The sequence below is a fragment of the Mycobacterium sp. ACS4331 genome (genome assembly GCF_001667265.1).
Taxonomy (GTDB): domain Bacteria; phylum Actinomycetota; class Actinomycetes; order Mycobacteriales; family Mycobacteriaceae; genus Mycobacterium.
On record NZ_LZHW01000044.1, the window covers coordinates 30,477 to 56,889 of the forward strand.

At 68.5% G+C, this 26,413-nt stretch carries 27 protein-coding genes; 5 read left to right on the top strand and 22 right to left on the bottom strand.

The genetic code is table 11. The annotated features are described in order from the left end of the window. Positions 1–66: 66 nt before the first annotated feature. A complete protein-coding gene (gene yajC / locus A5727_RS11105) occupies positions 67–393 on the bottom strand; it encodes a preprotein translocase subunit YajC (RefSeq protein WP_068248869.1) in 327 nt (108 codons plus the stop codon). A gap of 204 nt (positions 394–597) precedes the next feature. Here yajC and gabT point away from each other — a divergent pair, with 204 nt between their 5' ends. Next, positions 598–1,938, top strand: a complete 1,341-nt coding sequence (gene gabT / locus A5727_RS11110; RefSeq protein WP_068248960.1) for a 4-aminobutyrate--2-oxoglutarate transaminase — start codon at positions 598–600, stop codon at positions 1,936–1,938. 8 nt (positions 1,939–1,946) lie between these two features. On the opposite strand, the gene A5727_RS11115 is transcribed toward gabT, so the two are convergent. After that, positions 1,947–2,651, bottom strand: a complete 705-nt coding sequence (locus tag A5727_RS11115) for a hypothetical protein (protein WP_231992036.1) — start codon at positions 2,649–2,651, stop codon at positions 1,947–1,949. Between the two features lie 228 nt (positions 2,652–2,879). Between A5727_RS11115 and car the strand changes: the two genes are divergently transcribed. Beyond that, complete coding sequence (gene car, locus A5727_RS11120) at positions 2,880–6,386, top strand: carboxylic acid reductase (RefSeq protein WP_068248871.1); 3,507 nt, start codon at positions 2,880–2,882, stop codon at positions 6,384–6,386. Positions 6,387–6,539: 153 nt separating this feature from the next. Here car and A5727_RS11125 read toward each other — a convergent pair whose 3' ends face one another. From A5727_RS11125 to A5727_RS11160, 8 genes are all read right to left on the bottom strand, one after another. Beyond that, entirely contained in the window at positions 6,540–6,944 is a 405-nt protein-coding gene (locus A5727_RS11125) for a DUF1304 domain-containing protein (RefSeq protein WP_068248872.1), read from the bottom strand. 242 nt (positions 6,945–7,186) lie between these two features. Then, entirely contained in the window at positions 7,187–8,251 is a 1,065-nt protein-coding gene (ruvB, locus tag A5727_RS11130; RefSeq protein WP_068248879.1) for a Holliday junction branch migration DNA helicase RuvB, read from the bottom strand. Next, positions 8,248–8,841, bottom strand: a complete 594-nt coding sequence (gene ruvA, locus A5727_RS11135; RefSeq protein WP_068248881.1) for a Holliday junction branch migration protein RuvA — start codon at positions 8,839–8,841, stop codon at positions 8,248–8,250. The genes ruvB and ruvA overlap by 4 nt, the downstream gene beginning before the upstream one ends. After that, the gene (gene ruvC, locus A5727_RS11140) at positions 8,838–9,410 is read right to left on the bottom strand and encodes a crossover junction endodeoxyribonuclease RuvC (RefSeq protein WP_068248883.1); all 573 of its coding nucleotides are present in this window, start codon (positions 9,408–9,410) and stop codon (positions 8,838–8,840) included. Before ruvC ends, ruvA begins: the two co-directional genes overlap by 4 nt. 74 nt (positions 9,411–9,484) lie before the next feature. Next, positions 9,485–9,835, bottom strand: coding sequence for a hypothetical protein (locus tag A5727_RS11145; RefSeq protein WP_068248886.1), 351 nt, complete (start codon positions 9,833–9,835; stop codon positions 9,485–9,487). 22 nt (positions 9,836–9,857) lie between these two features. Then, positions 9,858–11,114: a formamidase gene (gene fmdA, locus A5727_RS11150; protein ID WP_068248888.1), complete on the bottom strand. Its 1,257-nt coding sequence runs from the start codon at positions 11,112–11,114 to the stop codon at positions 9,858–9,860. An 11-nt stretch (positions 11,115–11,125) separates the two neighbouring features. Continuing rightward, positions 11,126–11,347, bottom strand: coding sequence for a hypothetical protein (locus A5727_RS27455; protein WP_068248890.1), 222 nt, complete (start codon positions 11,345–11,347; stop codon positions 11,126–11,128). Between the two features lie 322 nt (positions 11,348–11,669). Then, a complete protein-coding gene (locus tag A5727_RS11160; RefSeq protein ID WP_068248893.1) occupies positions 11,670–12,668 on the bottom strand; it encodes an SDR family NAD(P)-dependent oxidoreductase in 999 nt (332 codons plus the stop codon). Between the two features lie 39 nt (positions 12,669–12,707). Between A5727_RS11160 and A5727_RS11165 the strand changes: the two genes are divergently transcribed. Next, positions 12,708–13,655: an AraC family transcriptional regulator gene (locus A5727_RS11165; protein ID WP_068248897.1), complete on the top strand. Its 948-nt coding sequence runs from the start codon at positions 12,708–12,710 to the stop codon at positions 13,653–13,655. A 21-nt stretch (positions 13,656–13,676) separates the two neighbouring features. On the opposite strand, the gene A5727_RS11170 is transcribed toward A5727_RS11165, so the two are convergent. Further along, complete coding sequence (locus A5727_RS11170) at positions 13,677–14,432, bottom strand: YebC/PmpR family DNA-binding transcriptional regulator (RefSeq protein WP_068248898.1); 756 nt, start codon at positions 14,430–14,432, stop codon at positions 13,677–13,679. Between the two features lie 150 nt (positions 14,433–14,582). On the opposite strand from A5727_RS11170, the gene A5727_RS11175 reads away from it, so the two are divergent. After that, positions 14,583–15,794 carry an acyl-CoA dehydrogenase family protein gene (locus tag A5727_RS11175; protein ID WP_068248899.1) on the top strand — a complete coding sequence of 404 codons (1,212 nt, stop codon included), beginning with the start codon at positions 14,583–14,585 and terminating at the stop codon, positions 15,792–15,794. A 13-nt stretch (positions 15,795–15,807) separates the two neighbouring features. Here A5727_RS11175 and pdxT read toward each other — a convergent pair whose 3' ends face one another. The 11 genes from pdxT to A5727_RS11230 form a co-directional block, all read right to left on the bottom strand. Next, positions 15,808–16,392 carry a pyridoxal 5'-phosphate synthase glutaminase subunit PdxT gene (gene pdxT, locus A5727_RS11180; protein ID WP_068248904.1) on the bottom strand — a complete coding sequence of 195 codons (585 nt, stop codon included), beginning with the start codon at positions 16,390–16,392 and terminating at the stop codon, positions 15,808–15,810. Continuing rightward, the gene (gene tesB, locus A5727_RS11185) at positions 16,389–17,231 is read right to left on the bottom strand and encodes an acyl-CoA thioesterase II (RefSeq protein WP_068248906.1); all 843 of its coding nucleotides are present in this window, start codon (positions 17,229–17,231) and stop codon (positions 16,389–16,391) included. The genes pdxT and tesB overlap by 4 nt, the downstream gene beginning before the upstream one ends. Before the next feature lie 9 nt (positions 17,232–17,240). Next, positions 17,241–18,158 carry a pyridoxal 5'-phosphate synthase lyase subunit PdxS gene (gene pdxS / locus A5727_RS11190; protein ID WP_068248910.1) on the bottom strand — a complete coding sequence of 306 codons (918 nt, stop codon included), beginning with the start codon at positions 18,156–18,158 and terminating at the stop codon, positions 17,241–17,243. A gap of 69 nt (positions 18,159–18,227) precedes the next feature. Further along, positions 18,228–19,274 (bottom strand): NUDIX hydrolase, encoded by a 1,047-nt coding sequence (locus A5727_RS11195; protein ID WP_068248912.1) that lies wholly within the window; start codon positions 19,272–19,274, stop codon positions 18,228–18,230. Further along, entirely contained in the window at positions 19,274–20,398 is a 1,125-nt protein-coding gene (locus tag A5727_RS11200) for a glycosyltransferase family 4 protein (RefSeq protein WP_068248914.1), read from the bottom strand. Before A5727_RS11200 ends, A5727_RS11195 begins: the two co-directional genes overlap by 1 nt. Further along, on the bottom strand, positions 20,398–21,366 hold the full coding sequence (locus A5727_RS11205) for a phosphatidylinositol mannoside acyltransferase (protein ID WP_068248915.1): 969 nt from the start codon (positions 21,364–21,366) through the stop codon (positions 20,398–20,400). The genes A5727_RS11200 and A5727_RS11205 overlap by 1 nt, the downstream gene beginning before the upstream one ends. Further along, positions 21,366–22,076: a phosphatidylinositol phosphate synthase gene (gene pgsA / locus A5727_RS11210; protein WP_068248962.1), complete on the bottom strand. Its 711-nt coding sequence runs from the start codon at positions 22,074–22,076 to the stop codon at positions 21,366–21,368. The genes A5727_RS11205 and pgsA overlap by 1 nt, the downstream gene beginning before the upstream one ends. Further along, complete coding sequence (locus tag A5727_RS11215; protein WP_068248916.1) at positions 22,073–22,636, bottom strand: ATP adenylyltransferase; 564 nt, start codon at positions 22,634–22,636, stop codon at positions 22,073–22,075. The genes pgsA and A5727_RS11215 overlap by 4 nt, the downstream gene beginning before the upstream one ends. Next, positions 22,633–24,711 (bottom strand): threonine--tRNA ligase, encoded by a 2,079-nt coding sequence (thrS, locus tag A5727_RS11220; protein WP_068248924.1) that lies wholly within the window; start codon positions 24,709–24,711, stop codon positions 22,633–22,635. The genes A5727_RS11215 and thrS overlap by 4 nt, the downstream gene beginning before the upstream one ends. A 91-nt stretch (positions 24,712–24,802) precedes the next feature. Continuing rightward, on the bottom strand, positions 24,803–25,162 hold the full coding sequence (locus tag A5727_RS11225; protein ID WP_082949744.1) for a TIGR02611 family protein: 360 nt from the start codon (positions 25,160–25,162) through the stop codon (positions 24,803–24,805). A gap of 53 nt (positions 25,163–25,215) precedes the next feature. Beyond that, complete coding sequence (locus A5727_RS11230; RefSeq protein WP_068248930.1) at positions 25,216–25,842, bottom strand: PaaI family thioesterase; 627 nt, start codon at positions 25,840–25,842, stop codon at positions 25,216–25,218. Positions 25,843–25,904: 62 nt separating this feature from the next. On the opposite strand from A5727_RS11230, the gene A5727_RS11235 reads away from it, so the two are divergent. After that, entirely contained in the window at positions 25,905–26,408 is a 504-nt protein-coding gene (locus A5727_RS11235; protein WP_068248932.1) for a DUF1990 domain-containing protein, read from the top strand. Positions 26,409–26,413: the final 5 nt, after the last annotated feature.

A 26,413-nucleotide genomic window follows, 5' to 3' on the forward strand; every position in this document is an offset into this window, starting at 1 on the left:
TCTGTCGCGGGCGGTCGGTTCGCCCGCAACCGCAAAGGGTACGTGCTCGACCTGATCAGATGTGGGTCAGCGGCCGTGCTCGTTGGACGTGTCGCTGTCGGTGATCTCGGTCGCCGTGCTCTCGGTGTCGTCGAAATCGGGTTCGATCTTGTCGCGGATGGCGAGCTTCATCCAGGTGGTCACCACGCCGGGCGCGATCTCCAGATCGACCGTGTCGTCGGTGATCGCGGTGATGGTGGCCTCCAGGCCGGAGGTGGTGTGCACCCGGTCGCCGATCCGCAGCGACTCGTGCAGATCGATGGTGGCCTGCATCGCCTTGCGCTGGCGCCGGGAGGCGAAGAACATGAACGCACCCAGGATGATGAACAGGGGTAACAGGGTCACGATTTCCATGGCGGTTCCGATTCTCTTCGAGGCTTTTCGCGTCGAGGGCGCCACAAAGCTCAGGGCATGGCAGCAGGTCAACGCATTTCGTCAGGGACCAGTGTGCCATTGCGAGACCGCGGCGACTCCCCCCGGTCACCCGTTGCCCGCGCCAGTGCGATCCCGACGCTCGGATTCGCTCTCGGCAGCGTGGCCGCGGACTACGCTCAACGCGTGACCGACCTGGAACAGAGCCGCCTGCTCAAGACCGAGATACCCGGCCCGCGATCGATCGAACTCGGCAGACGCAAGACGGCCGCGGTGTCGCACGGCATCGGTACGACGATGCCCGTGTACTGCACACGCGCCGCGGGCGGCATCATCGAGGACGTCGACGGCAACCGCCTGATCGACCTCGGCTCGGGCATCGCCGTCACGACCGTCGGCAACTCGTCCCCGCGCGTGGTCGATGCCGTTCGTGACCAGGTCGGAGATTTCACCCACACCTGTTTCATGGTGACGCCCTACGAGGAGTACGTCGCGGTCGCCGAGCACCTCAACCGACTGACCCCGGGGTCCGGTGAGAAGCGGTCGGTGCTGTTCAACTCCGGCGCCGAGGCCGTGGAGAACGCCATCAAGATCGCCCGGTCCTACACCGGCAAGCAGGCCGTCGTCGCGTTCGACCACGCCTACCACGGGCGCACCAACCTGACCATGGCGCTGACGGCCAAGTCCATGCCGTACAAGAGCGGATTCGGGCCGTTCGCGCCCGAGATCTACCGCGCTCCGCTGTCCTACCCCTACCGCGACGGCCTGGTGGACAAGGAGATGGGCACCAACGGCGAACTGGCCGCCGAGCGGGCCCTGAGCGTCATCGACAAGCAGATCGGCGCGGCCAATCTGGCGGCAGTCATCATCGAGCCCATTCAGGGCGAGGGCGGCTTCATCGTTCCGGCGCCGGGCTTCCTGCCTGAACTGCTTCGGTGGTGCCGCGACAACAACGTGGTGTTCATCGCCGACGAGGTGCAGACCGGATTCGCCCGCACCGGCGCGATGTTCGCGTGCGAACACGAGGGCATCGAACCCGACCTGATCGTGACGGCCAAGGGCATCGCCGGGGGCCTGCCCTTGTCGGCGGTGACCGGTCGGGCCGAGATCGTCGACGCGCCGCATGTCTCCGGCCTCGGCGGCACCTACGGCGGCAACCCGATCGCCTGCGCGGCGGCGCTCGCGACCATCGAGACGATCGAGCTCGACGGGCTCGTCGAACGCGCGCAGCAGATCGAGAAGCTGATGAAGGAGCGCCTGGGCCGGCTGCAGGCCGACGACGACCGCATCGGCGACGTCCGTGGCCGCGGCGCCATGGTCGCGGTCGAACTGGTCAAGTCAGGCACCTCCGAACCCGACCCCGATCTGACGAAGCGGCTCACGGCCGCGGCGCACGCGGCCGGCGTCGTCGTCCTGACCTGCGGTACCTACGGCAACGTCCTGCGATTCCTGCCGCCGCTGGCGATCAGCGACGAACTGCTCACCGAAGGCCTCGACGTGCTGGCGCAGGCGCTGGCCGACCTCTGAGGTCGCGGTCAGTGCGGGACCGGATGGTGGTGCCGACGGCCGAACATGCCCGAGATCCGGTTCCGTACGCCGTGGCGCTCGGCGGCGGGCTCCTTCTCGATGACCTCGGTGCGCTGCTCGGTCACGGGCGCGGCGGCGGGCGCCGCTGTGGCCGCGGCCGGCATCGGTGTCGACACCGCAGCCTCGGACTCGTCCGTCGCGATGGCCTGTCGCTGGACATATGCGACATCACGAACGCTGCGGACCGATACGCGGCCGAGGGCCATCGCGCCGAGGAACACGATCAGGGCACCCAGGCCTGAGAAGAAGGCCAACTCGAGCACGACGGTCTTGGCGGGCGTCGCGGCCGCGGGTGTCCCGATCTCACCCATATCGACCATCGTCGCGAATGCGCGACCCACGATGAACCACGCGCCGGCGGCCACGGCCAACCATCCGCCGAGCATCGCGGTGGCCCGGTTTCTCGACATCGCCAGCATCAGCCCGCCGAGGACGGCCACCGCACCCGGCAGCACTTCGAGCCACCCGCGGGCATCGGTCCACATCCACGCACGATCCGGTGAGTACGCGAAGTCGAAGTACGGCCCCACGAACGGGATCAGCGCGCCCCACAGCCCGAGCAGCACCAGCAACAGCCCACTGGCCGCGCCGCGACTGCGCGCGATGTGAAAGCGCCCACCCTGGGAGCGTTCCGGAGTGTCATACGTACCCATGATCGATCACCTCTCCTGTCGACTGATCTGCGGATACCCGACCTGAGTCCCGCGAAACCGGGTGCTCGCACAGTGACCTGAAACACACCTGACCAGGCAATTCACAGCACACTCCCAGTGCTGAGCCGCCTCGCGCAGGAATATCATTAGTTCTACTAACGTAGTTTTCTGTGTGCACCGTCGCACGCTCTAGAACTTCTTCGATTACGCACCTAAGGACTGCCAGTGATGTCCACCGAAACCCGTGAAGACCGCCTCCAACAGCGCATCGAGAACCTGTACGCCACCGACGCACAGTTCGCCGCGGCCCGCCCCGATCCCGCCGTCACCGCCGCCGCAGACTCCCCCGATCTGCGTCTTCCGCAGGTCGTCGAGACCGTCATGCGCGGATACGCCGACCGCCCCGCCCTCGGCCAGCGCGACGTGCGGTTTGTCACCGACCCCAAGACCGGACGCACGTCGGCCGAGCTGCTGCCGCACTTCACGACCATCACCTACGCACAACTGTGGGAGCGGGTTTCGGCGCTGGCCGCCAGCCTTCAGGACGCCCCGGTGCGGCCCGGTGATCGGGTCGCCATCCTGGGCTTCACCAGCGTCGACTACACCGTGGTCGACACCGCGCTCGGACAGCTTGGAGCCGTCAGCGTGCCCCTGCAGACCAGCGCCGCAGTGGCGTCGCTTCAGCCCATCGTCGCCGAGACCGAGCCGACCCTGATCGCCGCAAGCGTCGACCAGCTCGACGACGCCGTCGCCCTCATCCGCAGTGGTCCCGCGCCGCGGCGACTCCTGGTCTTCGACCACCTGCCCCAGGTCGATGCCCATCGCGAGGCCGTGGAGAACGCGACATCCGAACTCGCGGACATCGGCGTCGTCGTCGAGACGCTGGCCGAGGCCGAGCTGCGCGGCTCGGGAGCGCCCAGTCCCGGCGTCGTCGCCCCCGGCGAGGACCCCTTGGGACTGCTCATCTACACCTCCGGCAGCACCGGCGCCCCCAAGGGCGCGATGTACCCCGAGAGCAAGGTCGCCCATCTGTGGCGCGCCCAGGCGAACTCGCACTGGGATGAGCACCAGGGCGTGCTGCCCTCCATCGTGCTGTGCTTCCTGCCGATGAGCCACGTGATGGGCCGAGGCGTCCTGACCGGAGCGCTGGCCAGCGGCGGCACCGCGTACTTCGCGGCCCGCAGCGACATGTCGACATTCCTCGAAGACCTCACGCTGACGCATCCGACGCAGTTGAACTTCGTGCCGAGGGTCTGGGACATGCTGTTCCAGGAGTACAGCAGCGAGGTGGACCGACGCCGTGGTGTCGACGGTGGGGCCGCCGAGGCCAATGTGCGAGCCGACCTGCGCCGGAAACTGTTCGGCGATCGGCACGTCAGCGCCATCACCGGCTCGGCGCCGATCTCCCCCGAACTGCGCGCCTGGGTCGAGGAGTTCCTCGACATGCACCTGGTCGAGGGCTACGGGTCGACCGAGGCCGGCGCGGTGTTCGTCGACGGGCATGTGCGCCGCCCGCCCGTCACCGACTACAAGCTCGTCGATGTTCCGGATCTCGGTTACTTCAGCAGCGACGTCCCGCATCCGCGCGGCGAACTGCTGGTCAAGTCGGAGCAGCTGTTCCCCGGGTACTACAAGCGCCCCGAGGTGACCGCGGCGATGTTCGACGAGGAAGGTTTCTACCGCACCGGTGACATCGTCGCCGAGTTGGGCCCGGACCAGCTGGCCTATGTGGACCGGCGCAACAACGTGCTCAAGCTCTCGCAGGGTGAGTTCGTCACGGTGTCCAAGTTGGAGGCCGCCTACAACGACAGCCCACTGGTGGCACAGATCTACCTGTACGGCAACAGTGCCCGCCCGTACCTGCTGGCCGTCGTCGTCCCCACCCAGGACGCCCAGAACCGTTACGACGCAGCCGAACTCAAGCCCGCCATCGCGGAGTCCCTGACAGCCGCGGCGCGCCGGGCCGGGCTCCAGTCCTACGAGATTCCGCGCGACTTCCTGATCGAGACCACGCCCTTCTCACTGGAGAACGGGCTGCTGACGGGAATCCGGAAGCTGGCCTGGCCGCGACTGAAGGAGCGGTACGGCGCGGCGCTGGAACAGCTTTACGTCGACCTCGCCGAAGGGCAGGCGGGAGAACTGAGCCGACTGCGCGCGTCGAGCGGTGCGGGTCCCGCTCTGGACACCGTGAGCCGCGCCGCGGGCGCCCTGCTGGGCACCTCGGCCGCGGACCTGCGACCCGACGCCCAGTTCGCCGATCTCGGCGGCGACTCGCTGTCGGCCCTGACGTTCGCCAACCTGCTGCACGACATCTTCGGCGTTGATGTCCCCGTCGGTGTGATCGTCAGTCCCGCAACAGATCTGCAGGCCATCGCCGACTTCATCGACGCGCAGCGCACCGGAGGCAGCAGGCGGCCCACCTACGACTCGATACACGGTCGTGCGGCGACCGAGGTCAAGGCCGCGGACCTGACCCTCGACAGGTTCCTCGACCCGGCCATCCTCGCGGCGGCGCCAACCCTTCCCGGACCGGCCTCAGAGATTCGGACCGTGCTGCTGACCGGCGCCACCGGGTTCCTGGGTCGATACCTGGCCCTGGAGTGGCTCGAGCGCATGGACCTGGTGGGCGGGAAGGTCATCTGCCTCGTGCGGGCCAAGGACGACGCCACGGCCCGGGCCCGGTTGGACGCAACCTTCGACAGCGGAGACGCGGCCCTGACGGCCCATTATCGCGAGCTGGCGGCCGACCACCTCGAGGTCCTCGCCGGCGACAAGGGCGAGGAGGACCTGGGCCTGGACCGGCAGACCTGGCAGCGGCTGGCCGACACGGTTGACCTCATCGTCGATCCGGCCGCCCTGGTCAACCACGTGCTGCCCTACAGCCAGTTGTTCGCACCCAATGCGCTGGGCACCGCCGAACTCATCCGGATCGCGCTGACATCGCGGATCAAGCCGTTCGTCTACGTCTCGACCATCGGCGTCGGAGCGGGCATCGAACCCGGAAAGTTTGTGGAGCAGGCGGACATTCGCCAGATCAGCCCGGTCCGCCGGGTGGACGACAGCTACGCCAACGGCTACGGCAACAGCAAGTGGGCCGGCGAGGTGCTGCTGCGCGAAGCGCACGACCTGTGCGGCCTGCCGGTCTCGGTGTTCCGCTGCGACATGATCCTGGCCGACACCACCTACGCGGGCCAGCTGAACCTGCCGGACATGTTCACCCGCCTGATGCTGTCGCTGGTGGCCACGGGCATCGCACCCGGGTCGTTCTACGAGCTCGGCCCGGACGGCGCGCGGCAGAGGGCGCACTACGACGGACTGCCCGTCGAGTTCATCGCCGAAGCGATCTCCACCCTGGGCTCCCATGTGGTGGACGGGTTCGAGACGTACCACGTGATGAACCCATACGACGACGGCATCGGCCTCGACGAGTACGTCGACTGGCTGATCGAGGCCGGATATCCCGTGAACCGGATCGCCGACTACGGCGAATGGCTGCAGCGGTTCGAGAAATCACTGCGCGCCCTGCCCGACAGGCAGAGGCAGGCTTCGCTGCTGCCCCTGCTGCACAACTACCAGCGACCGCAGCCTCCGCTCAACGGGGCAATGGCGCCGACCGACGCGTTCCGGGCCGCCGTCCAGGAGGCCAAGATCGGCGCCGACAAGGACATCCCGCACGTCGACCGGGCCGTGATCGTGAAATACATCTCGGACCTGAAACTGCTCGGGGTGCTCTGAGCAGCGCTACGGTTTTTCACCGAGAGCCGGGTGCCGCCAAGCGCCCGGCTCACGGTTCTCACCGGGTCAGAGCCCGTCTGATGGCGCGCGGCAACTCCGCGCCCGCCAGGTCATTGGCCCACGACGCCGCCGTCGCGTTCGGTCACCCGTCGGCTATGCCAGGCCCCATGCCAGCAGCACGATCGCGAGCACCGGAAACAGTCCCTGCGTGATCGCGGCCCGCGCCTTGTCGGGTGACGAGATCAGCAGCACCACCGCAGCGGCCGCCATCGATCCCACGCCCGCGAACACCAGTGCCGCACCGCCGAACACCGACGGCACACTGGTCACCCAGTGGCCCGCGATCACCAGCACCAAGCCGACGACCGTGACCACAGCCAGGAACAGGTTGTAGAAGCCCTGGTTGAAAGCCAGCAGTTTGGTGGTCTCGGCCTCTTCGGGCGTCGTGCCGAACGTCGCGCGAGTGCGCGGCGACGTCCACGTCACCGACTCCATCACGAAGATGTACACGTGCAGCAGCGCCGCCAAGGCGGCGAACACCAGTCCGGCGATCACCATGTGTGCACAGTAGCCCTGGCCCTCGACCGGGACCTGGTTTCTCGCACTTAGCGATCCCGTCCGAATGGCGACTCATCACGTTTGTGCCCGCCCGTCCAGCGGGCGCACACCAGAGACTGGATGCGAAATGTGCGGAATGGCAGGCAATTCGGCGGAATTACATGCAATTTCGCACATTTTGAGCGCGGGCGGGGCCAGGGCGAGCGCGGGGCGGGACCAGAGCGGCGCCCCAATCCCCAGGCCTACTCGAACAACCCCTGCTGCCCCAGACCCACGGCACCTGCGGGCGGCGTGAGCCCCAGATGCGTCCAGGCCAGTGCGGTCGCCACCCGGCCGCGCGGGGTGCGGGCGATCATGCCCGCCCGCACCAGGAATGGTTCGCAGACCTCTTCGACCGTGGTGGCCTCCTCACCCACCGCGACGGCCAGGGTCGACACCCCCACCGGCCCCCCGCCGAAACTGCGGGTCAGCGCCGACAGCACGGCCCGGTCCAGGCGGTCGAGGCCCAACTCGTCGACGTCGTACACCTCCAGGGCCGCCTTGGCGATGTCACGAGTGATCACGCCGTCGGCCCGCACCTCGGCGTAGTCACGCACGCGGCGCAGCAGGCGGTTGGCGATGCGGGGTGTGCCGCGGGAGCGCCGCGCGATCTCGGCGCCCGCGTCGGCCCCGAGTTCGATGCCCAGAATGCCCGCCGAACGCGCCAGCACACGTTCGAGTTCGGTGGGCTCGTAGAAGTCCATGTGGGCGGTGAACCCGAAGCGATCCCGCAGCGGGCCGGTCAGCGCACCCGATCGGGTCGTCGCACCCACCAACGTGAAGGGCGCGACCTCCAGCGGAATCGACGTCGCCCCAGGGCCTTTGCCGACGACCACGTCGACGCGGAAGTCCTCCATGGCCAGGTACAGCATCTCCTCGGCGGGCCGGGCGATGCGGTGGATCTCATCGATGAACAGCACGTCGCCCTCGACGAGGTTGGACAGCATGGCCGCCAGGTCCCCGGCGCGCTCCAACGCCGGGCCCGACGTCACCCTCAAAGACGAGCCGAGTTCAGAGGCGATGATCATCGCCAGCGAGGTCTTGCCCAGACCGGGCGGCCCTGACAACAGAATGTGATCCGGTGTCCCGCCACGGTTCTTGGCACCCTCGAGCACCAGCTGAAGCTGCTCTCGCACCCGGGGCTGGCCGATGAACTCGCGCAGCGACTTCGGCCGCAGGCTCGCGTCGACATCACCCTCGCCGACGGTCAGCGCGGGCGAGACCTCCCGGTCCTCGGTGTCGTCCTGCTCGTCGTCGAAGCGGCTCATCTGTTCTTACCCAACAGGTTCAAGGCGGCCCGCAGTGCACTCGACGTGGTGGCCTCCTGGTCCAGGGCCAGCACCTTGTCGGTGGCCTCCTCAGCCTGCTTGGCCGCAAAGCCAAGGCCGACAAGGGCTTCCACAACGGGTGCGCGCACCGCATGGCCGCCCGAACCGGCCGCGGCGGCGGTGCCGGGGGACGCACCGATCTTGTCGCGCAGTTCGAGCACGATGCGTTCGGCACCCCGCTTGCCGATGCCCGGCACGCGGGTCAATGCCGAGACGTCACCATCGGCCAGGGCCTGGCGCAGCGTGGCGGCGTCGTAGACCGCCAGCGTGGCCAGCGCGATCTTGGGCCCCACGCCGGAGACCCCGAGCAGCGTCGTGAACACGTCACGGGCATCGGCATCGGCGAAGCCGTACAGCGTCATCGAGTCTTCGCGCACGATCATCGCCGTGATGAGACGCGCCTCGGTGCCGCGCCGCAGCGTCGCCAGTGTCGACGGCGTCGCCATCACCTTGTAGCCCACCCCGGCGGCCTCGACCACCGCGTGGTCCAACGCGATGTCGATGATCTCGCCGCGCACCGAGGCGATCACCGCGCCACCTTCGCTTTCGTCTTGGCCTTCAGGGTGGCCTGGTATTTGCGGCGCTGCTCGGCGGCCATCGCCTCGGCCGCGGCCATCCGCGTGATCATCGGCGCGCGCCAGCAGTGGCAGATGGCCAGCGCGAGTGCGTCGGCGGCATCCGCGGGTGTCGGCTTCTGCTGCAGCGCAAGGATCTTGGTGACCATGGTAGTGACCTGCGCTTTGTCCGCCCGCCCGTTGCCGGTGACGGCGGCCTTGACCTCACTGGGAGTGTGGAAGAACACCTCGATGTCACGTTTGGCCGCCGCGAGGGCGATGACTCCGCCGGCCTGCGCGGTACCCATCGCGGTGTTCGCGTTCTGGTTGGCGAAGACGCGCTCGATGGCGATGACATCCGGCAGGTGGGTGTCCATCCAGTGTTCGACGGTGTCGCTGATGGTGAGCAGGCGGCGGTGCAGCGGCTCATCGGAGGGAGTGCGCACCACGTCGACGTCCAGGGCGATGACGTTGCGCCCGCGTCCACTCTCGATCACCGACAACCCGCACCTGGTCAGCCCGGGATCGACACCCATCACCCGCACCGCAGCCCCTTCGACGAGAACATTTGTTCGATAGCCTAGCGGGCGACGAGGAGGCGGCGGCGCCGCGACACGCCTCAGGGGTAAGGCCGCAGGTCCGGCAGCTGCTCCCCCGGTTCCGGAACCCTGCCGACGACCCGGATGCCGTGCGCGATCTCCTCGATTCGCCGGCCCGAGGCGCGCCAGCCGGCCACCTTCTCGACCGTGACCTCCTCGCCGTCGCGTTTCACCAGGACCCGCCACGGCACGCCGAACAGCTTCGCCAGCAGCCAGAACGGCCAGGCCAGGATGAACGGCAGCGCGACGACGAAATTCAGCATGCCGAACCAATCGGTTCCCAACGAGGCCATGTTGAGGTGTTCCAGCAGCGGCATCCACTGTCGGCGCACCGACCATCGCACCCCGTCGGCGTCCGTGACCTTCGGCACGCGCGACAGCCTAAGGGTCCAGTCAGTCGAACGACGCGCGCGGCGCGCCGATGCCGGGGTCGATCTTGACTGGGCCGGTCGCCGAGGGGGCGACCGGGAAGCCGAAGATCGCGGTCGGGATGTACACCGTCGCACAGGCATTCGGGATGTCGACGACACCGGACAGTCGACCTTCGATCGGCGCGGCGCCCAGCAGCAGGTAGGCCTGCTCGGGGCTGTAGCCGAACTTGGTCAGGTAGTCGATCGCATGCAGGCACGCGCGCTGGTAGGACAGGTGCGAATCCAGATAGCGCTGTTCGCCGTCGAGGGTGACCGACGTCCCGGAGAAGGCCAGCCACTCGGAGTACTGCGGATCGGTGTTACCGGGCATGAAGATCGCGTTCTCGCTGACGCCGTAGGTCTCCATACCGCCGGGGATGACGTCGACGCGGAGATCGATGAAGCCGCCCATCTCGATGGCGCCGCAGAAGGTGATCTCCCCATCGCCCTGCGAGAAGTGCAGGTCGCCGATGGACAGGTTGGCACCCTCGACGAACACCGGATAGAAGATCCGGCTGCCCTTGGTCAGGTTCTTGATGTCCTGGTTGCCGCCGTTCTCCCGCGGCGGGGCGGTGCGGGCGGCTTCGGCGGCGGCCGCGGTGAACGCGTCGCCGGTCAGGCCGCCCAGGATGGCGTCCCGCGGCTCCGGCGGCAGTGCCAGCGGCGGCACCCGCTCGGGGTCGGTCGCGATCAGCGCGGCCTCGCGGGTGTTCCACGTCGACAGCAACTGCGCCGACGGGGCGGTGCCCATCAGACCCGGGTGCACGATGCCGGTGAACTCGACGCCCGGAATGTGGCGCGACGTGGCCTTCTGCCCGGAGAAGTCCCAGATCGCCTTGTAGGCGTCCGGGAACTGTTCGGTCAGGAAGCCGCCGCCGTTGCGGGTCGGGAAGATGCCGGTGTAGCCCCAGCCCTGACCGGCCAGTGGGCCGGAGTCCTCCTGCGGGATCGGACCGACGTCGAGGATGTCGACGATCAGCAGATCACCGGGTTTGGCGCCCTCCACGGCGATGGGACCGGACAGCACGTGCACCGTGGTCAGCGGTGCGTTGAGGATGTCCTCGGCCGAGTCGTCGTTGTGGATGGCACCGTCGAACCACTCGCGGCAGTGCACCCGGAAGGAGTCGCCCTTCTTGACCGTGACCGCGGCGGGGATGTCGGGATGCCAGCGGTTGTGGCCGAGCTTCTCCTGCTCGGTGAACCTCTTGGTGGAGTCCAGCGGAAAGACGACGTCGGGCATGAGATCTCCTCCTAGGGTCGCGGCAGGTTGCGGTGCAGCGGGTTGGTGCTCACGGGACGTCGCCGACCGGCGGGGGGTGGCGCTCCGACCACCGCCGGACGGTCGGCGGTGGCCCGGGTGGCGTCCTGCAGGGCCATCGCGGCTCCCCCGGCGCCCAGATGGGGTGCCGCCATCGTCCGCCGGGCCGGCCCCGCACATTCCGGGCACACAACCACGTCCGGACGGGTGTGCATCGAGTGTCTCTGTTCGGTGGTGCCGCACCCGGCTTCGCAGCGAAAGACATAGAGAACCAAGGCGTTTCCTCACTGTGTGGAATCCCGCGAGAGCCACCCTACCCAGTCACAGCGCACTCTGCGCGGCAGTTGGAGAACCCGACAGCCGACACCGGTGCGGCTGCGCCCGGCTGCGCCGCCGGGCTCTGCCCTGGTGCCCGATGAGTCCCGGCGCACGGTCGCCGGAGATCAGAAAGCGTTGGCCGACTGGGCTTTCGCGGGGCCGACGCAGCCTTGGCGGCAGGCTCCTCGAGGACGACGGCGAGACGCCGGGTGAGCAGTCTCAGACCGTCAGCTTCTCGCTGAGCTCCCACAGCCGTTGCGCCGACTCCGGGTCGACGGCGTAGCGCGTCACACCCACGGTGGTCTGCAACGGCCCGGAACCGAATTCGATGCTGATCGGCTCGTCGATGTCCTCCAGCGGCGCGATGTCGTTGTTCTGCAGGTAGACCCCGCCGATGCCGTCCAGCAGCGGACTGGTCGCGGCCCACACCGTGGTCGAGGCACCCTGCGCCGGCGTCTTGAAGTCACGGTCGGGGTCGTTGACCACGTTGCCGTGCTCATCGATGAGACCCATCGCCCGCCATCCCTCCTCGGGCATCCACGGCGCCAGGTTGGTGCCCAGGATGCCGCCCGGATGCAGCGCGTAACCGCGGATCCCGTCGCCGGACCAGCGCCGGTCCAGTTCGACCGCGAAGAGCACATTCGCGGTCTTCGACTGTCCGTAGCCGACCATGCCGTCGAAGGGGTCCTCGGTGTCGAAGTGCGGATCGTCCCAACGGATGTTCGACAGGTGATGCCCCCAGGACGACAGTTCGACCACGCGCGCCCCCGACGCCGCGCGCAGTGCGGGCAGCAGGCCGTGGGTGAGCTGGAAATGGCCCAGATGGTTGGTGGCGAACTGCGCCTCGTAACCGCGGCTGTCGCGGACCAGCGGTCCACCCATGATCCCGGCGTTGTTGACCAGGATGTGCAGGGGGCGTCCGGTGTCGAGGTAACCGGCTGCGAAGGCGTCGACGGACACCGGATCGAGCAGGTCGAGTCCACGCACCTCGACTCGGGGCAGGTCCGCGACCGCGGCGGCGGCGCGTTCGGGTGAGCGCGCACCCACCACGACGGATGCGCCCGCGGCGCTCAATGCCCGGGTGGTCTCCAGTCCGAGGCCGACGTGCCCGGCCGTGATGACGACATGTCGCCCGGTCAGATCGATTCCGGCGAGGACGTCCGTGGTCGTCGATGCTGCGGTGAATCCTGAACCCAGAGGGGTCTGTTTGTGTGTCATGGCTGGAATAACGCCCGAACGTCCAGCCTTGCCATCGTCATGAGTCCGCAGGATCTGCGTGATCGTCCGCAGAAGTCTCCCGATCCCCTGTCCGAGGTGCTGCGCCTGGTCGAGGCCCGCGGTGTGGTCTCCGGAGCCGTGACGGCCGACGGCGCCTGGACCACCACCGTCGACCTCACCGAACCGCTGAAGTTCGTCGCGGTGGTCAGCGGCGGGGTACGGGTGCAGACCGACGGCGTGGCCCCCGTGCAGGCGGGTCCTGGCGACGTCGTCGTCCTCAACCATCGCCGACGGGTGACCCTGTCGCACGTCCCCGACGGTGTCGTCCCGGTCGAGTTCGAACTGACCGAATCCGAGACGCTGGTGCAGGTCGGGGGTGGCGAGCAGGACAGGGTCCTGGGCGGTCACATCGGCGTCAACGACGTGGGTGGGCAACTGCTGCGGACGGCGCTGCCGCCGATGCTGCACGTGCGGGCCTCGGCCGCCGGCGCGCCACATCTGCACGACCTGGCCGCCCGGATGTACGACGAGTTCACCGCGGACCGCGTCGGCAGCGACTTCGCCGTCGGGCAACTCGCCCAACTGCTGGTGCTGGCGGTGCTGCGCACGCACCTCGACCGTGAAGGTGCCATGCCGCCGAGTCTGCTGCGCATCCTCACCGACGAACGGCTCCTGCCCGCGGCCGCCGCCATCCACGCCGAGCCCGGAAAGCCTTGGCAGTTGAGCGAATTGGCGCGCATCGCGGCGATGTCACGGACGTCGTTCGCCGAGCGGTTCCGCGCCGCCGCGGGCGTGCCGCCGATGACGTACCTGAGCACCTGGCGGATGCTGCTGGCGCAGCGCGCGCTGCGCGACGGCGACCGCAGCGTCGGCGCACTGGCCTATGAGCTGGGGTACACCTCCGAGAGCGCCTTCTCCAACGCGTTCAAACGTCAGGTGGGCATCTCACCGCTGCACTATCGGTCCAGCACCCGAACGGTGGGCTGAACCCCGTCAGCCGAGCGGCGCCTACTCCTCCTCGAGCTGTGCCGCGACGTCGTCGGGGATGTCGATGTTGGTGTAGACGTCCTGCACGTCGTCGCTGTCCTCGAGCGCATCGACGAGCTTGAGCACCTTGCGGGCACCCTCGAGGTCCACCGGCACCGTCACCGACGGCTGGAAGCTCGCCTCGGCCGACTCGTAGTCGATGCCGGCGTCCTGAAGTGCCGTGCGCACCGCCACCAGGTCGGTCGGTTCGGAGATGACCTCGAACGACTCGCCGAGGTCGTTGACCTCTTCGGCGCCCGCGTCGAGCACTGCGGCCAGCACGTCGTCCTCGGTCAGACCGTTCTTGTCCAGCGTCACCACGCCCTTGCGGGAGAACAGGTAGGACACCGAACCCGGGTCGGCCATGTTGCCGCCGTTGCGGGTCATCGCGACACGCACCTCACCGGCGGCGCGGTTGCGGTTGTCGGTCAGGCACTCGATCAGCACGGCCACCCCGTTCGGGCCGTAACCCTCGTAGGTGATGTTCTGCCAGTCGGCGCCGCCAGCCTCTTCACCGCTGCCGCGCTTGCGTGCGCGCTCGATGTTGTCGTTGGGAACCGAGCTCTTCTTGGCCTTCTGGATGGCGTCGAACAGCGTGGGATTACCGGCCGGGTCGCCGCCACCGGTTCGCGCGGCGACCTCGATGTTCTTGATCAGCTTGGCGAACATCTTCCCGCGACGGGCATCGATGACGGCCTTCTTGTGCTTGGTGGTCGCCCACTTGGAATGGCCGCTCATGCAGCTTGCACCTTCTTCTCTTCTCGTTCATCCGGCGTCGTAAAAGTCAGGTGGACGAGTTTACTTTGCCGACCCCCGGCCCCCCTAGGACGTTGTTAAGTCAGACACACTCGACAACGGGTTCCTTACTCCCGAGTAAGGTTGCCGTTCATGACATTCTCCCTGGAGCTGTCCTCCGATCTGCTCGACGTCCAGAAGTGGGTCCACGAGTTCGCCGCCGACGTGGTCCGCCCAGCCGCGGCCGAGTGGGACGAGCGGGAGCAGACCCCGTGGCCCATCATCGCCGAGGCCGCCAAAGTGGGGCTCTATTCGATGGAGTTCTTCGCCGAGCAGGCCGCCGAACCGAGCGGTCTCGGCATGATCGTGGCGTTCGAGGAGATGTTCTGGGGCGACGCCGGCATCGCGCTGGCGATCCTGGGCACCGGCCTGGCCGCCGCATCGGTGGCCGCCAACGGCACCCCCGAGCAGGTCGGCGAATGGGTGCCACAGATGTTCGGCACCGTCGAGGACCCCAAGGTGGCGGCGTTCTGCTCGTCGGAACCCAACGCCGGTTCGGATGTCGGGGCGATCCTGACCCGCGCCCGCTACGACGAGGCCACCGACGAATGGGTGCTCAACGGCACCAAGACCTGGGCCACCAACGGCGGCATCGCCAACGTCCACGTCGTGGTCGCCTCCGTGCACCCCGAACTCGGCACCCGCGGGCAGGCGTCATTCCTCATCCCGCCGGGCACCAAGGGACTCAGCCAGGGCCAGAAGTTCCTCAAGCACGGCATCCGCGCCTCGCACACCGCCGAGGTCGTGCTGCAGGACGTGCGCATCCCCGGGCGTCTGATCGTCGGCGGCAAGGAGAAGTTCGACGCCCGGATCGCGAAGGTCCGCGAGGGCAAGAAGGCGGCCGGGCAGGCCGCGCTGGCCACGTTCGAGCGGACCCGGCCCACCGTCGGCGCGATGGCCGTCGGGGTGGCGCGGGCGGCCTACGAGTACGCCCGTGACTATGCCTGCGAGCGGGAGCAGTTCGGCCGCAAGATCGGCGAGTTCCAGGCCGTCGCGTTCAAGCTCGCCGACATGAAGGCCCGGATCGACGCCGCCCGGCTGCTGGTCTACCGCGCCGGATGGATGGCCCGCAACGGCAAGGAGTTCACCTCCGCCGAGGGCTCGATGGCCAAACTGGTGGCCAGCGAGACCGCGGTGTACGTCACCGACGAGGCCATCCAGATCCTGGGCGGCAACGGTTACACCCGCGACTACCCGGTCGAGCGGATGCACCGCGACGCCAAGATCTTCACCATCTTCGAAGGCACCAGCGAGATCCAGCGCCTGGTGATGGCCCGCGCCCTGACCGGGCTGCCGCTGCGCTGAACACAGCGGGGTGCTACAGGGAGTCGACGAAGAGCTTGTGGACGCGGCGATCGCCGGTCATCTCGGGATGGAACGAGGTCGCCAACACCCCGCCCTGTCGCACCGCGACGATGTGCTCGCCCGCGCGGGCGAGCACCTCGACGCCCTCGCCGACCCGCTCCACCCACGGCGCCCGGATGAACACCGCATGCACCGGACCGGTGAGTCCGGCGAAGTCGATGTCCGCCTCGAAGGAGTCGACCTGGCGACCGAAGGCGTTGCGCCGCACGGTCATATCGATCCCCGCCAGCGGCAGTGCCTCGCGGCCGGGGGTGCCGGCGTCGTTGATCTCGGTGGCCAGCAGGATCATCCCGGCGCACGAACCGTAGGCCGGCATCCCGGAGGCCAACCGGGCCCGCAGCGGTTCAAGCATCTCGAACTCGCGCAGCAGATGGCTCATCGCCGTCGACTCGCCACCGGGGATCACCAGGGCGTCGACGGCGTCCAACTCGCTGGGGCGACGCACGGTGCAGGCTTGCGCTCCGGCCTCGCGCAGTGCCGCCAGGTGTTCGCGGGTGTCGCCCTGCAGGGCCAACACCCCGACGAGGGGCGCGCTCATTTCTCCGGAGTGAAGCCGCGCTGGTAGCGGGTCAGGCCCTCCTGCATGACCGCCGCGACCATCTCGCCGTACTGGTTGAAGATCTTGCCCTGGGTCAGCGAGCGTCCCCCGCACGCCGACGGCGAGGACTGGTCGTACAGCAGCCACTCGTCGGCCCGGAACGGGCGCATGAACCACATCGCGTGGTCCAGCGAGGCCACCATCAGGTGTCCGCGCTCCTCGACATGGTTGACCTGGGCCGATCCGAGCAGCGTCAGGTCACTCATATAGGCCAGCGCGCAGATGTGCAGCACCGGGTCGTCCGGAAGCGGGTCGCGATGCCGGAACCACACCTGCTGCTGAGACGCCTTGCCCTCACGCCGGCCCAGACGGTCCCGCGGGACGATGCGCACGTCCCATTCGTCGAACTGTGCGAAGCCGGCGTCGTCGAACGCGCCACCGGACCGGAAACCCTGCGAGTCGTCCGGGCCCGGTGCGGCGGGCATCGCGTCCTGATGCTCGATTCCGCTCTGGTCGGTCTGGAACGACGCCGACATCGAGAAGATCGTCTGACCGTGCTGGATGGCGCTGACCCGGCGGGTGCAGAACGACCCGCCGTCACGGATCCGCTCGACCAGGTACACCGAGGGCGAGCGGGCGTCACCGGGCCGCAGGAAGTAGCCGTGCAGCGAGTGGACCTGGAACTGGGGTTCCACCGTGCGCACGGCCGACACCAACGACTGGCCGGCCACGTGGCCACCGAAAGTCCGCTGCAGGAAGCCGGATTCGGGGCTGAACACACCGCCCCGATAGATGTTGACCTCGAGCTGCTCGAGGTCGAGGATCTCCTCGATCGCCATCCGCGGGCGTTACCAGCCGCGTTCGGCGAGGCGGTGCGGCGCCGCGATGTCCTCGACGTTGATGCCGACCATCGCCTCCCCGAGTCCGCGCGAGACCTTGGCCAGCACGTCAGGGTCGTCGTAGAACGTGGTGGCCTTCACGATCGCCGCCGCACGGGCCGCCGGATCCCCCGACTTGAAGATGCCCGAGCCGACGAACACGCCCTCGGCACCGAGCTGCATCATCATCGCCGCATCAGCCGGAGTCGCGATGCCGCCCGCGGTGAACAGCGTCACCGGCAGCTTGCCGGCCCGGGCCACCTCGGCCACCAACTCATACGGCGCCTGCAGCTCCTTGGCCGCCACGAACAACTCGTCCTCCGACAGCGACGTCAGCCGGCGGATCTCGCCGCCGATCTTGCGCATGTGGGTGGTCGCGTTCGACACATCACCGGTGCCGGCCTCACCCTTGGAGCGGATCATGGCCGCGCCCTCGGTGATCCGCCGAAGCGCCTCACCGAGATTGGTCGCACCGCACACGAAAGGCACAGTGAAACGCCACTTGTCGATGTGGTTGGTGTAGTCGGCGGGGGTGAGCACCTCGGACTCGTCGATGTAGTCCACGCCGAGGCTCTGCAGGATCTGCGCCTCAACGAAATGCCCGATGCGGGCCTTGGCCATCACCGGGATGGTCACCGCGGAGATGATTCCCTCGATCATGTCGGGGTCGCTCATCCGCGACACCCCACCCTGGGCGCGGATGTCGGCGGGTACGCGCTCGAGAGCCATCACGGCCACCGCACCAGCACCCTCGGCGATCCTGGCCTGCTCCGGCGTGACGACATCCATGATGACGCCGCCCTTGAGCATCTCCGCCATACCGCGCTTGACGCGCGCAGTACCGGTCTGGCCGGTAGCCGACCCATTGTTGTGAGCCGCGCTGTCCACTGCTGTCTCTCCTTAGTCGATCCCTCGACCAGTCTAAGGGGGGCAGCAAATCGGATTTGCGGACGCCGATCACTGGATGGCGCGCAGCCCCAGATCGTCGGATTCGGCGACGGGCTGACCGTGTAATGCCACGTCATTCGCGCTCGCCAGCAGTTCGCCCAACTGCTTGGGGTAGACCGTCTCCCCGGCTGCGGCCAGGGCCGCGATGTTATCGGAATCACACCACCGGTGGCCGTGGATGTAGCGATGCTCCAATTCGGTGCGGCCGGCGTCGGAGGGCTCGAAACGAGCGGTCCGGTGCACGAAGAAGTACTCCTGGCTGCGCACCACCGAACCGTTGAAGTCCACGATCGCGTCCCGCCGCCAGATCGGCCCGATCAGCTCCGCGCCGCCGACCCGCAGGCCCGTCTCCTCGGCCAGTTCCCGGGCCGCGGCCGTGGCCAGCCGCTCACCGGGCAGGGCCTGACCGCCGACGGTGAACCAGAACCGCGTCGCGGTGCCGTCGGTGATCGTCGGATCCGACCCGCAGAACAGCAGCACCGAACCCGTCTCGTCGAGCAGAACCACCCGCGCCGAGGTGCGCGTCGCGGTCTCCCCCTGATCCGGTTCGACCGCCCGCTCGGCGATCTCGAAGTAGACCGGCAGCGGGGCCCGCCCCCCGAGTTTCAGCACGCGCACCGCCGGCCGCTGCCGCAGCGCGAGGGTGTCGCGGACCGCGTCGTTGTGGAAACGCCGCGCCAGCAGCACGCGGGCCTCGGCGTCGGCCAGTTCGGCCACCAGCGCGGTCGGCAGCCGGGATGTGTCGACCATCGCCAGGCCCGCCGACAGTTCGTTCTCCGCGGTCTCCCGCTGCGGACGGGATGCCCGTTCGGCGGCATCGGCGAGCCGAGTCAGCCGGCGGCCCTCGGGTTCGGCGCCCGGCGCCGAGTAGGCTGCGGCGGACACCGCGCGGGCCACGACGGCCCGGCGTGCCAGGGCCGCGTCCAGGGCCTGCCAGGACAGGTCGTAGCGGACGTGCAGGCGGTCCAGCCGGTTGGCGGTCTGGTAGGCCCACAGGCCGATCAACGCGAACGTCACGAGCGCCACGACGCCGACGACGATCAGCACAATCGTCATCAGGTGGCCACCTTGACCTTGGTGCCCGAGCCCGCGACGGTCTCGTAGACGCGCAGGATCTGCCGGGACACCACCGACCAGTCGTAGCGCTGCACCGCCTCGGCGCCCGCCGCGGTCAACCGTGCGCGCTCGGCGTCGTCGGACAGCACCGCTGTCAGCGCCTCGGCCAGGGCCGCGGAGTCGTCGACCGCGACCAGGCGACCGGCCTCACCGTCGAGCAGCACGCGCCGGAACGCGTCGAGTTCGCTGGCCACCACCGGGGTGCCCGCGGCCATCGCCTCGACGAGCACGATGCCGAAGCTCTCCCCTCCCGTGTGCGGCGCGCAGTACACGTCGGCGCTGCGCATCGCCGACGCCTTCTCGGCGTCGTCCACCTGGCCGAGGAAGCGCAGGTGCGACGCCAGATCGCCTGCCTCCGAACGCAGTTCGTCCTCATCGCCGCGGCCCACGATCAGGATCTCGACGTCGGGGAAATGCTCGACCAGGGTGGGCAGTGCACCCAGGAGCACCGCCATACCCTTGCGGGGTTCGTCGTATCGGCCGAGGAACAGCACGGTTCTTCCCGGTCTCGGGTACCCCGGAAGCGGTTCCGCTTCAGCGAACGAGGCGACGTCGACCCCGTTGGGAATCTCCACCGCGTCCGAGCCCAGTGCCTCCATCTGCCAGCGTCGCGCGAGGTCGGACACCGCGATTCGGCCAACGATCTTCTCGTGGTACGGGCGCAGAATGCCCTGAAAGACCGACAGCGTCAGGGATTTCGTGGTCGAGGTGTGGAAGGTCGCCACGATGGGCCCCTCGGCCGCCTGCAACGCGAGCATCGACAGGCTCGGAGCGTTCGGCTCATGCAGGTGCAGGACGTCGAAATCGCCCTGAATGAGCCACTTCTTGACCTTGCGGTGCGTCGCGGGGCCGAATCTCAGCCGGGCCACCGAACCGTTGTACGGGATCGGCACGGCCTTGCCGCCCGACACCACCCAGTCCGGCAGCTTCACATGCGGTGAGGCCGGCGCCAGCACGCTGACCTCGTGGCCGTCGGCGCGCAGCACTTCCGCCAGCTGAAGCACGTGGGCCTGCACACCACCTGGCACGTCGAACGAGTACGGACACACCATGCCGATGCGCATCAGCTCTCCTGAGCCCGGTCCAACCGCCTGCGCCGTTCTTCGGACAGATCGGCCAGCCACTGGGGTTGCAGCATGTGCCAATCCTCAGGATGGGCGGCGATCGCGTGCGCAAAGGTGTCCGCGAGCGCCTGGGTGATCGCCGTGACGTCACCCGAACTGGTGTCCAGCGGCTCGAAGACGTGCACCACGCAGTCGTCGCCGCGGTAATGGATGTGCGCCGGAATCAGCGGGGCCCCGGTTTCGAGCGCCAGCCGCGCGGGCCCGCCGGGCAACCGCGTCGCCTCCCCGAAGAAGTCGACCTCCACCCCCGAACGGGTCAGGTCACGGTCAGCCATCAGGCACACGAACGTGTTGTCGCGCAGGCGCTCACTGAGCACCTCGAAGGGTGGGCGCTCACCGCCCGAGAGCGGGAACACCTCGAAGCCCAGACTCTCGCGGTACTCGAGGAATCGGGTGTACAGCGACTCCGGTTTGAGCCGTTCGGCCACGGTGGCGAACGTGCCGAACTCCTGGGCGAGCCAGACGCCGGCCATGTCCCAGTTGCCGCTGTGCGGCAGCGCGATGACGCCGGCGCGGCCCGCGGCATGCGCACCGCGCAGCACGTCGGCGCCGATGAACACCTCGTCGAGACGCCGTGCCACCGCCGCGAGATCCATCGACGGCAGTCGGAACGCCTCCCGCCAGTACCGCGCGTAGGAGGCCAGGGACGCGCGGATCAGCGACGTCGGCACCTCATCGGGCGCCACGCCGAGCACGCGGGCCAGGTTCTTCCGCAGCTGAGCGGGACCGCCACCGCGTGCGGCGTACAGCGCGCCGGCCTCGAATGTGTTGCGGGCGGCGAACTCCGGCAACGCCCGCACCAGTCGCCAACCCGCCGCGTATCCCCAGTCGGACAGTTGGCCGGTGAGTCCGTTGGTGAAACGGGGCAGCTTGGGCGCGCCTGGAAGACCCGAGGTGGGTGTGGACATCAGCGGCCGCCTGACTCGGACTCGTCGGGAGTGTCGTTGGACGTCGGTGTTCCCTCAGCCGACGTCGACGGGACGTCGGTGGGCAGCGGATCCATGGCGCCGGTCGAGCAGCGCACGGTGTGCACGCGCTGGGCCAGCGTCACCAGGCTCGCAACCGCAAGAATCCACATCGCGCCATCGAGGATCCACGGCATCGCGTGGAACGGCAGGCCCGAGAGGCCCGCGCCGACCAGCACGATGATCAGGCGCTCGGGACGTTCGATCAGCCCGCCGTCACCGCGCAGCCCACTGGCCTCGGCGCGGGCCTTCACATAGGAGATGACCTGGGAGGTCACCAGGCAGATCATGGTCGCGACCGCCAGCGGCGTGCTGTGCAGGCCGAACGTCGCCCACCACAGCAGACCGCAGAACACGGCTCCGTCGGCGATCCGGTCGCACGTCGCGTCGAGCACGGCCCCGAATCGGGTGCCGTATCCGCGTTCCCGCGCCATCGCACCGTCGAGCATGTCGGCCAGTACGAAGAACCAGACCGCCACCGCGCCCCACCACAGCTGACCGATCGGGAACAGCGTGAGGGCCGCGATCACGGTGCCCGCGGTGCCGACGATGGTGATGCTGTCGGGCGTCAGCCCGGCCTTGAGCGCGACTCTGGCGACCGGCCCGCTGAGCTTGGCGTAGGCCGCCCGAGTCATCAGGTAGAAGTCACTCACGACTGGCGCGACCATTCCTCGGCGAGCAGGGCGCGGGTGTCGCGCAGAAGCTGCGGGATCACCTTGGAGTCACCGATGACGGTGATGAAGTTGGCGTCCCCGGCCCACCTCGGCACGATGTGCATGTGCAGATGCTCGGCCAGTGAGCCGCCGGCCGACTTGCCCAGGTTCAGGCCCACGTTGAAACCGTCCGGGTTGGAGACGCCCTTCATCACGCGGATGGCCTTCTGCGTGAACGCCATCAGTTCGGCGCTCTCGGCACCGCTGAGGTCCTCGAGTTCGGCAACCCGGCGGTACGGCACCACCATCAGATGCCCCGGGTTGTACGGGTAGAGGTTGAGCACCGCGTAGACGAGTTCACCGCGCGCGACCACCAGACCGTCCTCGTCGGACATCTGCGGGATGTCGGTGAACGGCTGCTTGGAACCCGCCGAACCCTGTGAATTGCGGGCGTCGACCGCGCCGACGATGTAGTTCATCCGGTACGGCGTCCACAACCGCTGCAGATGGTCGGGCACCCCGACCCCCGAATCGACGAGTTCCCCGCGCTCCTCGGTCACGTCGCGGCGCCCTCCTCGATCAGCACGCTGACCAGATCAGCGGTGGGAACCTCGTTTCGGCGGTCGGCGACCCACTTCGCGATCACCGCGACCGCGACATCACGAGGGACACCGTTGATCTGGGTGCGGTCGGCGAATCTGAACGACACGGCCGAGGCCTCGACATCGCGGTCGCCGGCCAGCAGCATGAAGGGCACCTTCATGTTGGTCTGGTTGACGATCTTCTTCGCCATCCGGTCGTCGCTGGAGTCGACCTCGGCCCGCAGTCCCTGCGAACGCAGTTGCGCTGCAACGTCTTCGAGGTAATCCACGTGCGCGTCGGCGACCGGAACGCCGACCGCCTGCACGGGCGCCAGCCAGGCCGGGAACGCGCCCGCGTAATGCTCGGTGAGCACGCCGAAGAACCGCTCGATGGACCCGAACAGCGCGCGGTGGATCAGGACGGGGCGCTTACGGGTGCCGTCGGCGGCGGTGTACTCCAACTCGAACCGCTCGGGCATGTTGAAGTCCAACTGAATGGTCGACATCTGCCAGTTGCGGCCCAACGCGTCCTTGACCTGCACCGAAATCTTGGGGCCGTAGAACGCCGCGCCGCCCGGGTCGGGCACCAGCTCCAGGCCCGAGGACTCGGCCACCTCGCGCAGCGTCGCGGTGGCCTCGTCCCACACCTCGTCGGAGCCGACGTACTTGTCGGGGTCCTTGGTGGACAGTTCGAGGTAGAAGTCGTCGAGTCCATAGTCCGACAGCAGGTCCAGCACGAACTGCAGCAGCGAGGCCAACTCGTCGCGCATCTGCTCGCGCGTGGTGTAGATGTGCGCGTCGTCCTGGGTCATCCCGCGCACCCGGGTCAGGCCGTGCACCACGCCGGACTTCTCGTACCGGTACACCGAACCGAACTCGAACAGCCGCAGCGGCAGCTCGCGGTAGGAACGCCCCCGGGACCGGTAGATCAGGTGGTGCATGGGGCAGTTCATGGGCTTGAGGTAGTAGTTCTGCCCAGGCTTGCGCAACGTGCCGTCGTCGTTGTACTCGGCGTCGATGTGCATCGCGGGGTACATGCCGTCGGCGTACCACTCGAGGTGCCCTGACGTGACGTACAGCTGTTCCTTGGTGATGTGCGGGGTGTTGACGAACTCGTAGCCCGCCTCGGCGTGCTTGCGCCGCGAGTAGTCCTCGAGCTCGCGCCGGATGACGCCACCTTTGGGGTGGAACACCGGCAGGCCCGATCCCAGCTCGTCGGGGAAGCTGAACAGGTCGAGTTCCACCCCGAGCTTGCGGTGGTCGCGACGCTGCGCCTCCTCGATCAACTCGAGGTGGCGGTCCAGGGCCTCCTGCGACTCCCAGGCCGTGCCGTAGATGCGCTGCAGGCTGGCGTTGCGCTGGTCTCCGCGCCAGTAGGCCGCCGAACTGCGGGTCAGCTTGAACGCGGGGATGTAGCGCGTGGTGGGGATGTGCGGGCCACGGCAGAGGTCGCCCCAGATCCGTTCCCGGGTCCGGGGATTGAGGTTGTCATAGGCGGTCAGCTCGTCGCCGCCTATCTCCATCACTTCGTCCGATGAGGCAAGATCGCCGGACTTGTCGTCGACGAGTTCGAGCTTGTAGGGCTCACCGGCCAGTTCGGCGCGGGCCGCGTCCTTGGACTCGTAGACCCGGCGGTCGAACAGCTGACCGTCCTTGACGATCTTGGCCATCCGCTTCTCGAGCTTTGCGAGGTCCTCGGGTGTGAAGGGCTCGGCGACGTCGAAGTCGTAGTAGAACCCGTCGGTGATCGGCGGGCCGATGCCCAGCTTGGCGTCGGGAAACAGATCCTGCACTGCCTGGGCCAGCACGTGGGCCGCCGAGTGCCGGATGACGCTGCGGCCGGCCTCGGTGTCGGCGGCCACGGGCGTCACCTCGACGTCGGTGTCCGGCGTCCAGCTGAGGTCGCGCAGCCTGCCGTCGGCGTCGGCCACCACGACGATGGCGTCGGGTTCGCCGCGGCCCGGCAGTCCCGCCTCGCGCACCGCGGCGCCCGCGGTGGTCCCGGCAGGAACCCGGACAGGGGCTGCTGCAACGGGGGTTACGGGGGCGCTCATCGGTCTCTTCTCCAGTTGTCGTGGGCACAGGTCAGGTGCCGGTGTATCGGACCGCGAACCATGCTATCGGGGGCGCACAGCCCGTTTGCACTCACGACCCGAGCCCGAGCGGGCTCTTGAGCCACGGCCAGTCGATTCCCACCAGCCCGGCCGTCCATCCGGCGGCGCCCAACACCCACAGGGTCGCCAGCACGACGGCCGCGGTGAACACGACACCGAAGGCCTTGACCCACCAGCCCTGAAGCCAGAACCAGGCCATGAACCGGTTGTAGCGCACCCGGACCCAGTCCAGCAGTCGCCGTGCCCAGTCGAACTCCGAGGCCAGGATGCCCAGGCCGACGAACACAATCGCCCACCCGGGCCCCGGGTACGGGATCGCCAGGATGCCGATGCCCAGCACCAGCAGACCGACGACGCCGACGACGACGACGCGGTACACCTGATTGGCCATGCGACGCTCCCGGAGGCGGTCGCGCCAGCGGGCCCAGCGGCGGACGTCGGGTTTCACGGCTGCCCCGGCTTGAGCTTGACGAACAGGGCGTTGGCCTCGGTCAGCAGCGCGCCGCCGTCGTCATCGTCGTAGAGGCTCGCCTCGACGAAGATCTTGCGGCCCTCCTGGCTGCGTATTCCGGCGTCGAGCCGCAGCGTCCGTTCCACCGGGACGATCTTGCGGTAGTCGATGTGCAGGTACGCCGTGCGCTGGTGCATGCGTCCGGTCAGCACCGCGGCCGTGAACCCCATCACCGAGTCGAACAGCAGGCCCAGTGCTCCACCGTGCACCGCACCGTTGCGGCCGAGGTAGAACCGGCCGAACCGGACCGTGCCGCCGACGCGGCCGTCCTCGGTGCGAGCCAGATCGGTGGGGACACCGAGGATGCCGCCCCGTTGCGGAAGGTCGAAACGACGGCCCGACGGCGTCGTCCACTCGTCTCCGTCATACGGGTCGAGCAGGGAGTTCAGTTTGTTCAGCAGTTCGGCGGCCTCGGTGATCACCTCGTCGGGCGCATCGATCGTGCGGGCCCGGTTCTGCAGGTCACGCAGTCCCGCCACGAACCGGCCGAAGTCGGGGCCGCCCTTGGTGGTGGGCTCCGGGATGTTGAATCCGCCGCCGGCGTGCTGCTCGTTGGCCATTCCCACACCGTATTGCCTGCCGATGCCCCCACGCCCACCGGAGGGCGTGCAAGGCTGGCTGCGTGAGACTCGCGGACCTCGCCGACCTGCCCCTGACCTATGCCGAGGTGGGAGCCACCGGCGACGACGCGAGGCTGCCCGCGGGGTACCACCACGTCCGGCGCTCAGCGCGGATCGGCACCGGCCGAGAACGCTTTGCCGAGGCCGCCGAGCGGGTCATGCGCTACGGCATGCTGCGCGGCGCGGGTGTGCGGGTGGTGGCCGACACCGAGGTCGCGGAGGTGGGCACCGGTGTGCTCGGTCGCCTCGGGCCGATCTGGGCGCCGTGCCGGGTGGTCTACGTCGTCGACGACCCGAACTGCCGGGGCTTCGCCTACGGCACGCTGCCCGGTCACGCCGAGAGCGGTGAGGAGCGGTTCGCGGTTCGCTACGACCCCGCCGATGACGCGGTCCACTCTGAGGTGGTCGCCTTCTCCCGGCACGCCACGTGGTGGAGCCGCCTCGGCGCACCCGCGACCTCGCTCGTCCAGCGTGTCGTCACGCGGCGGTACCTGCGGGCGGTCTAGATTCG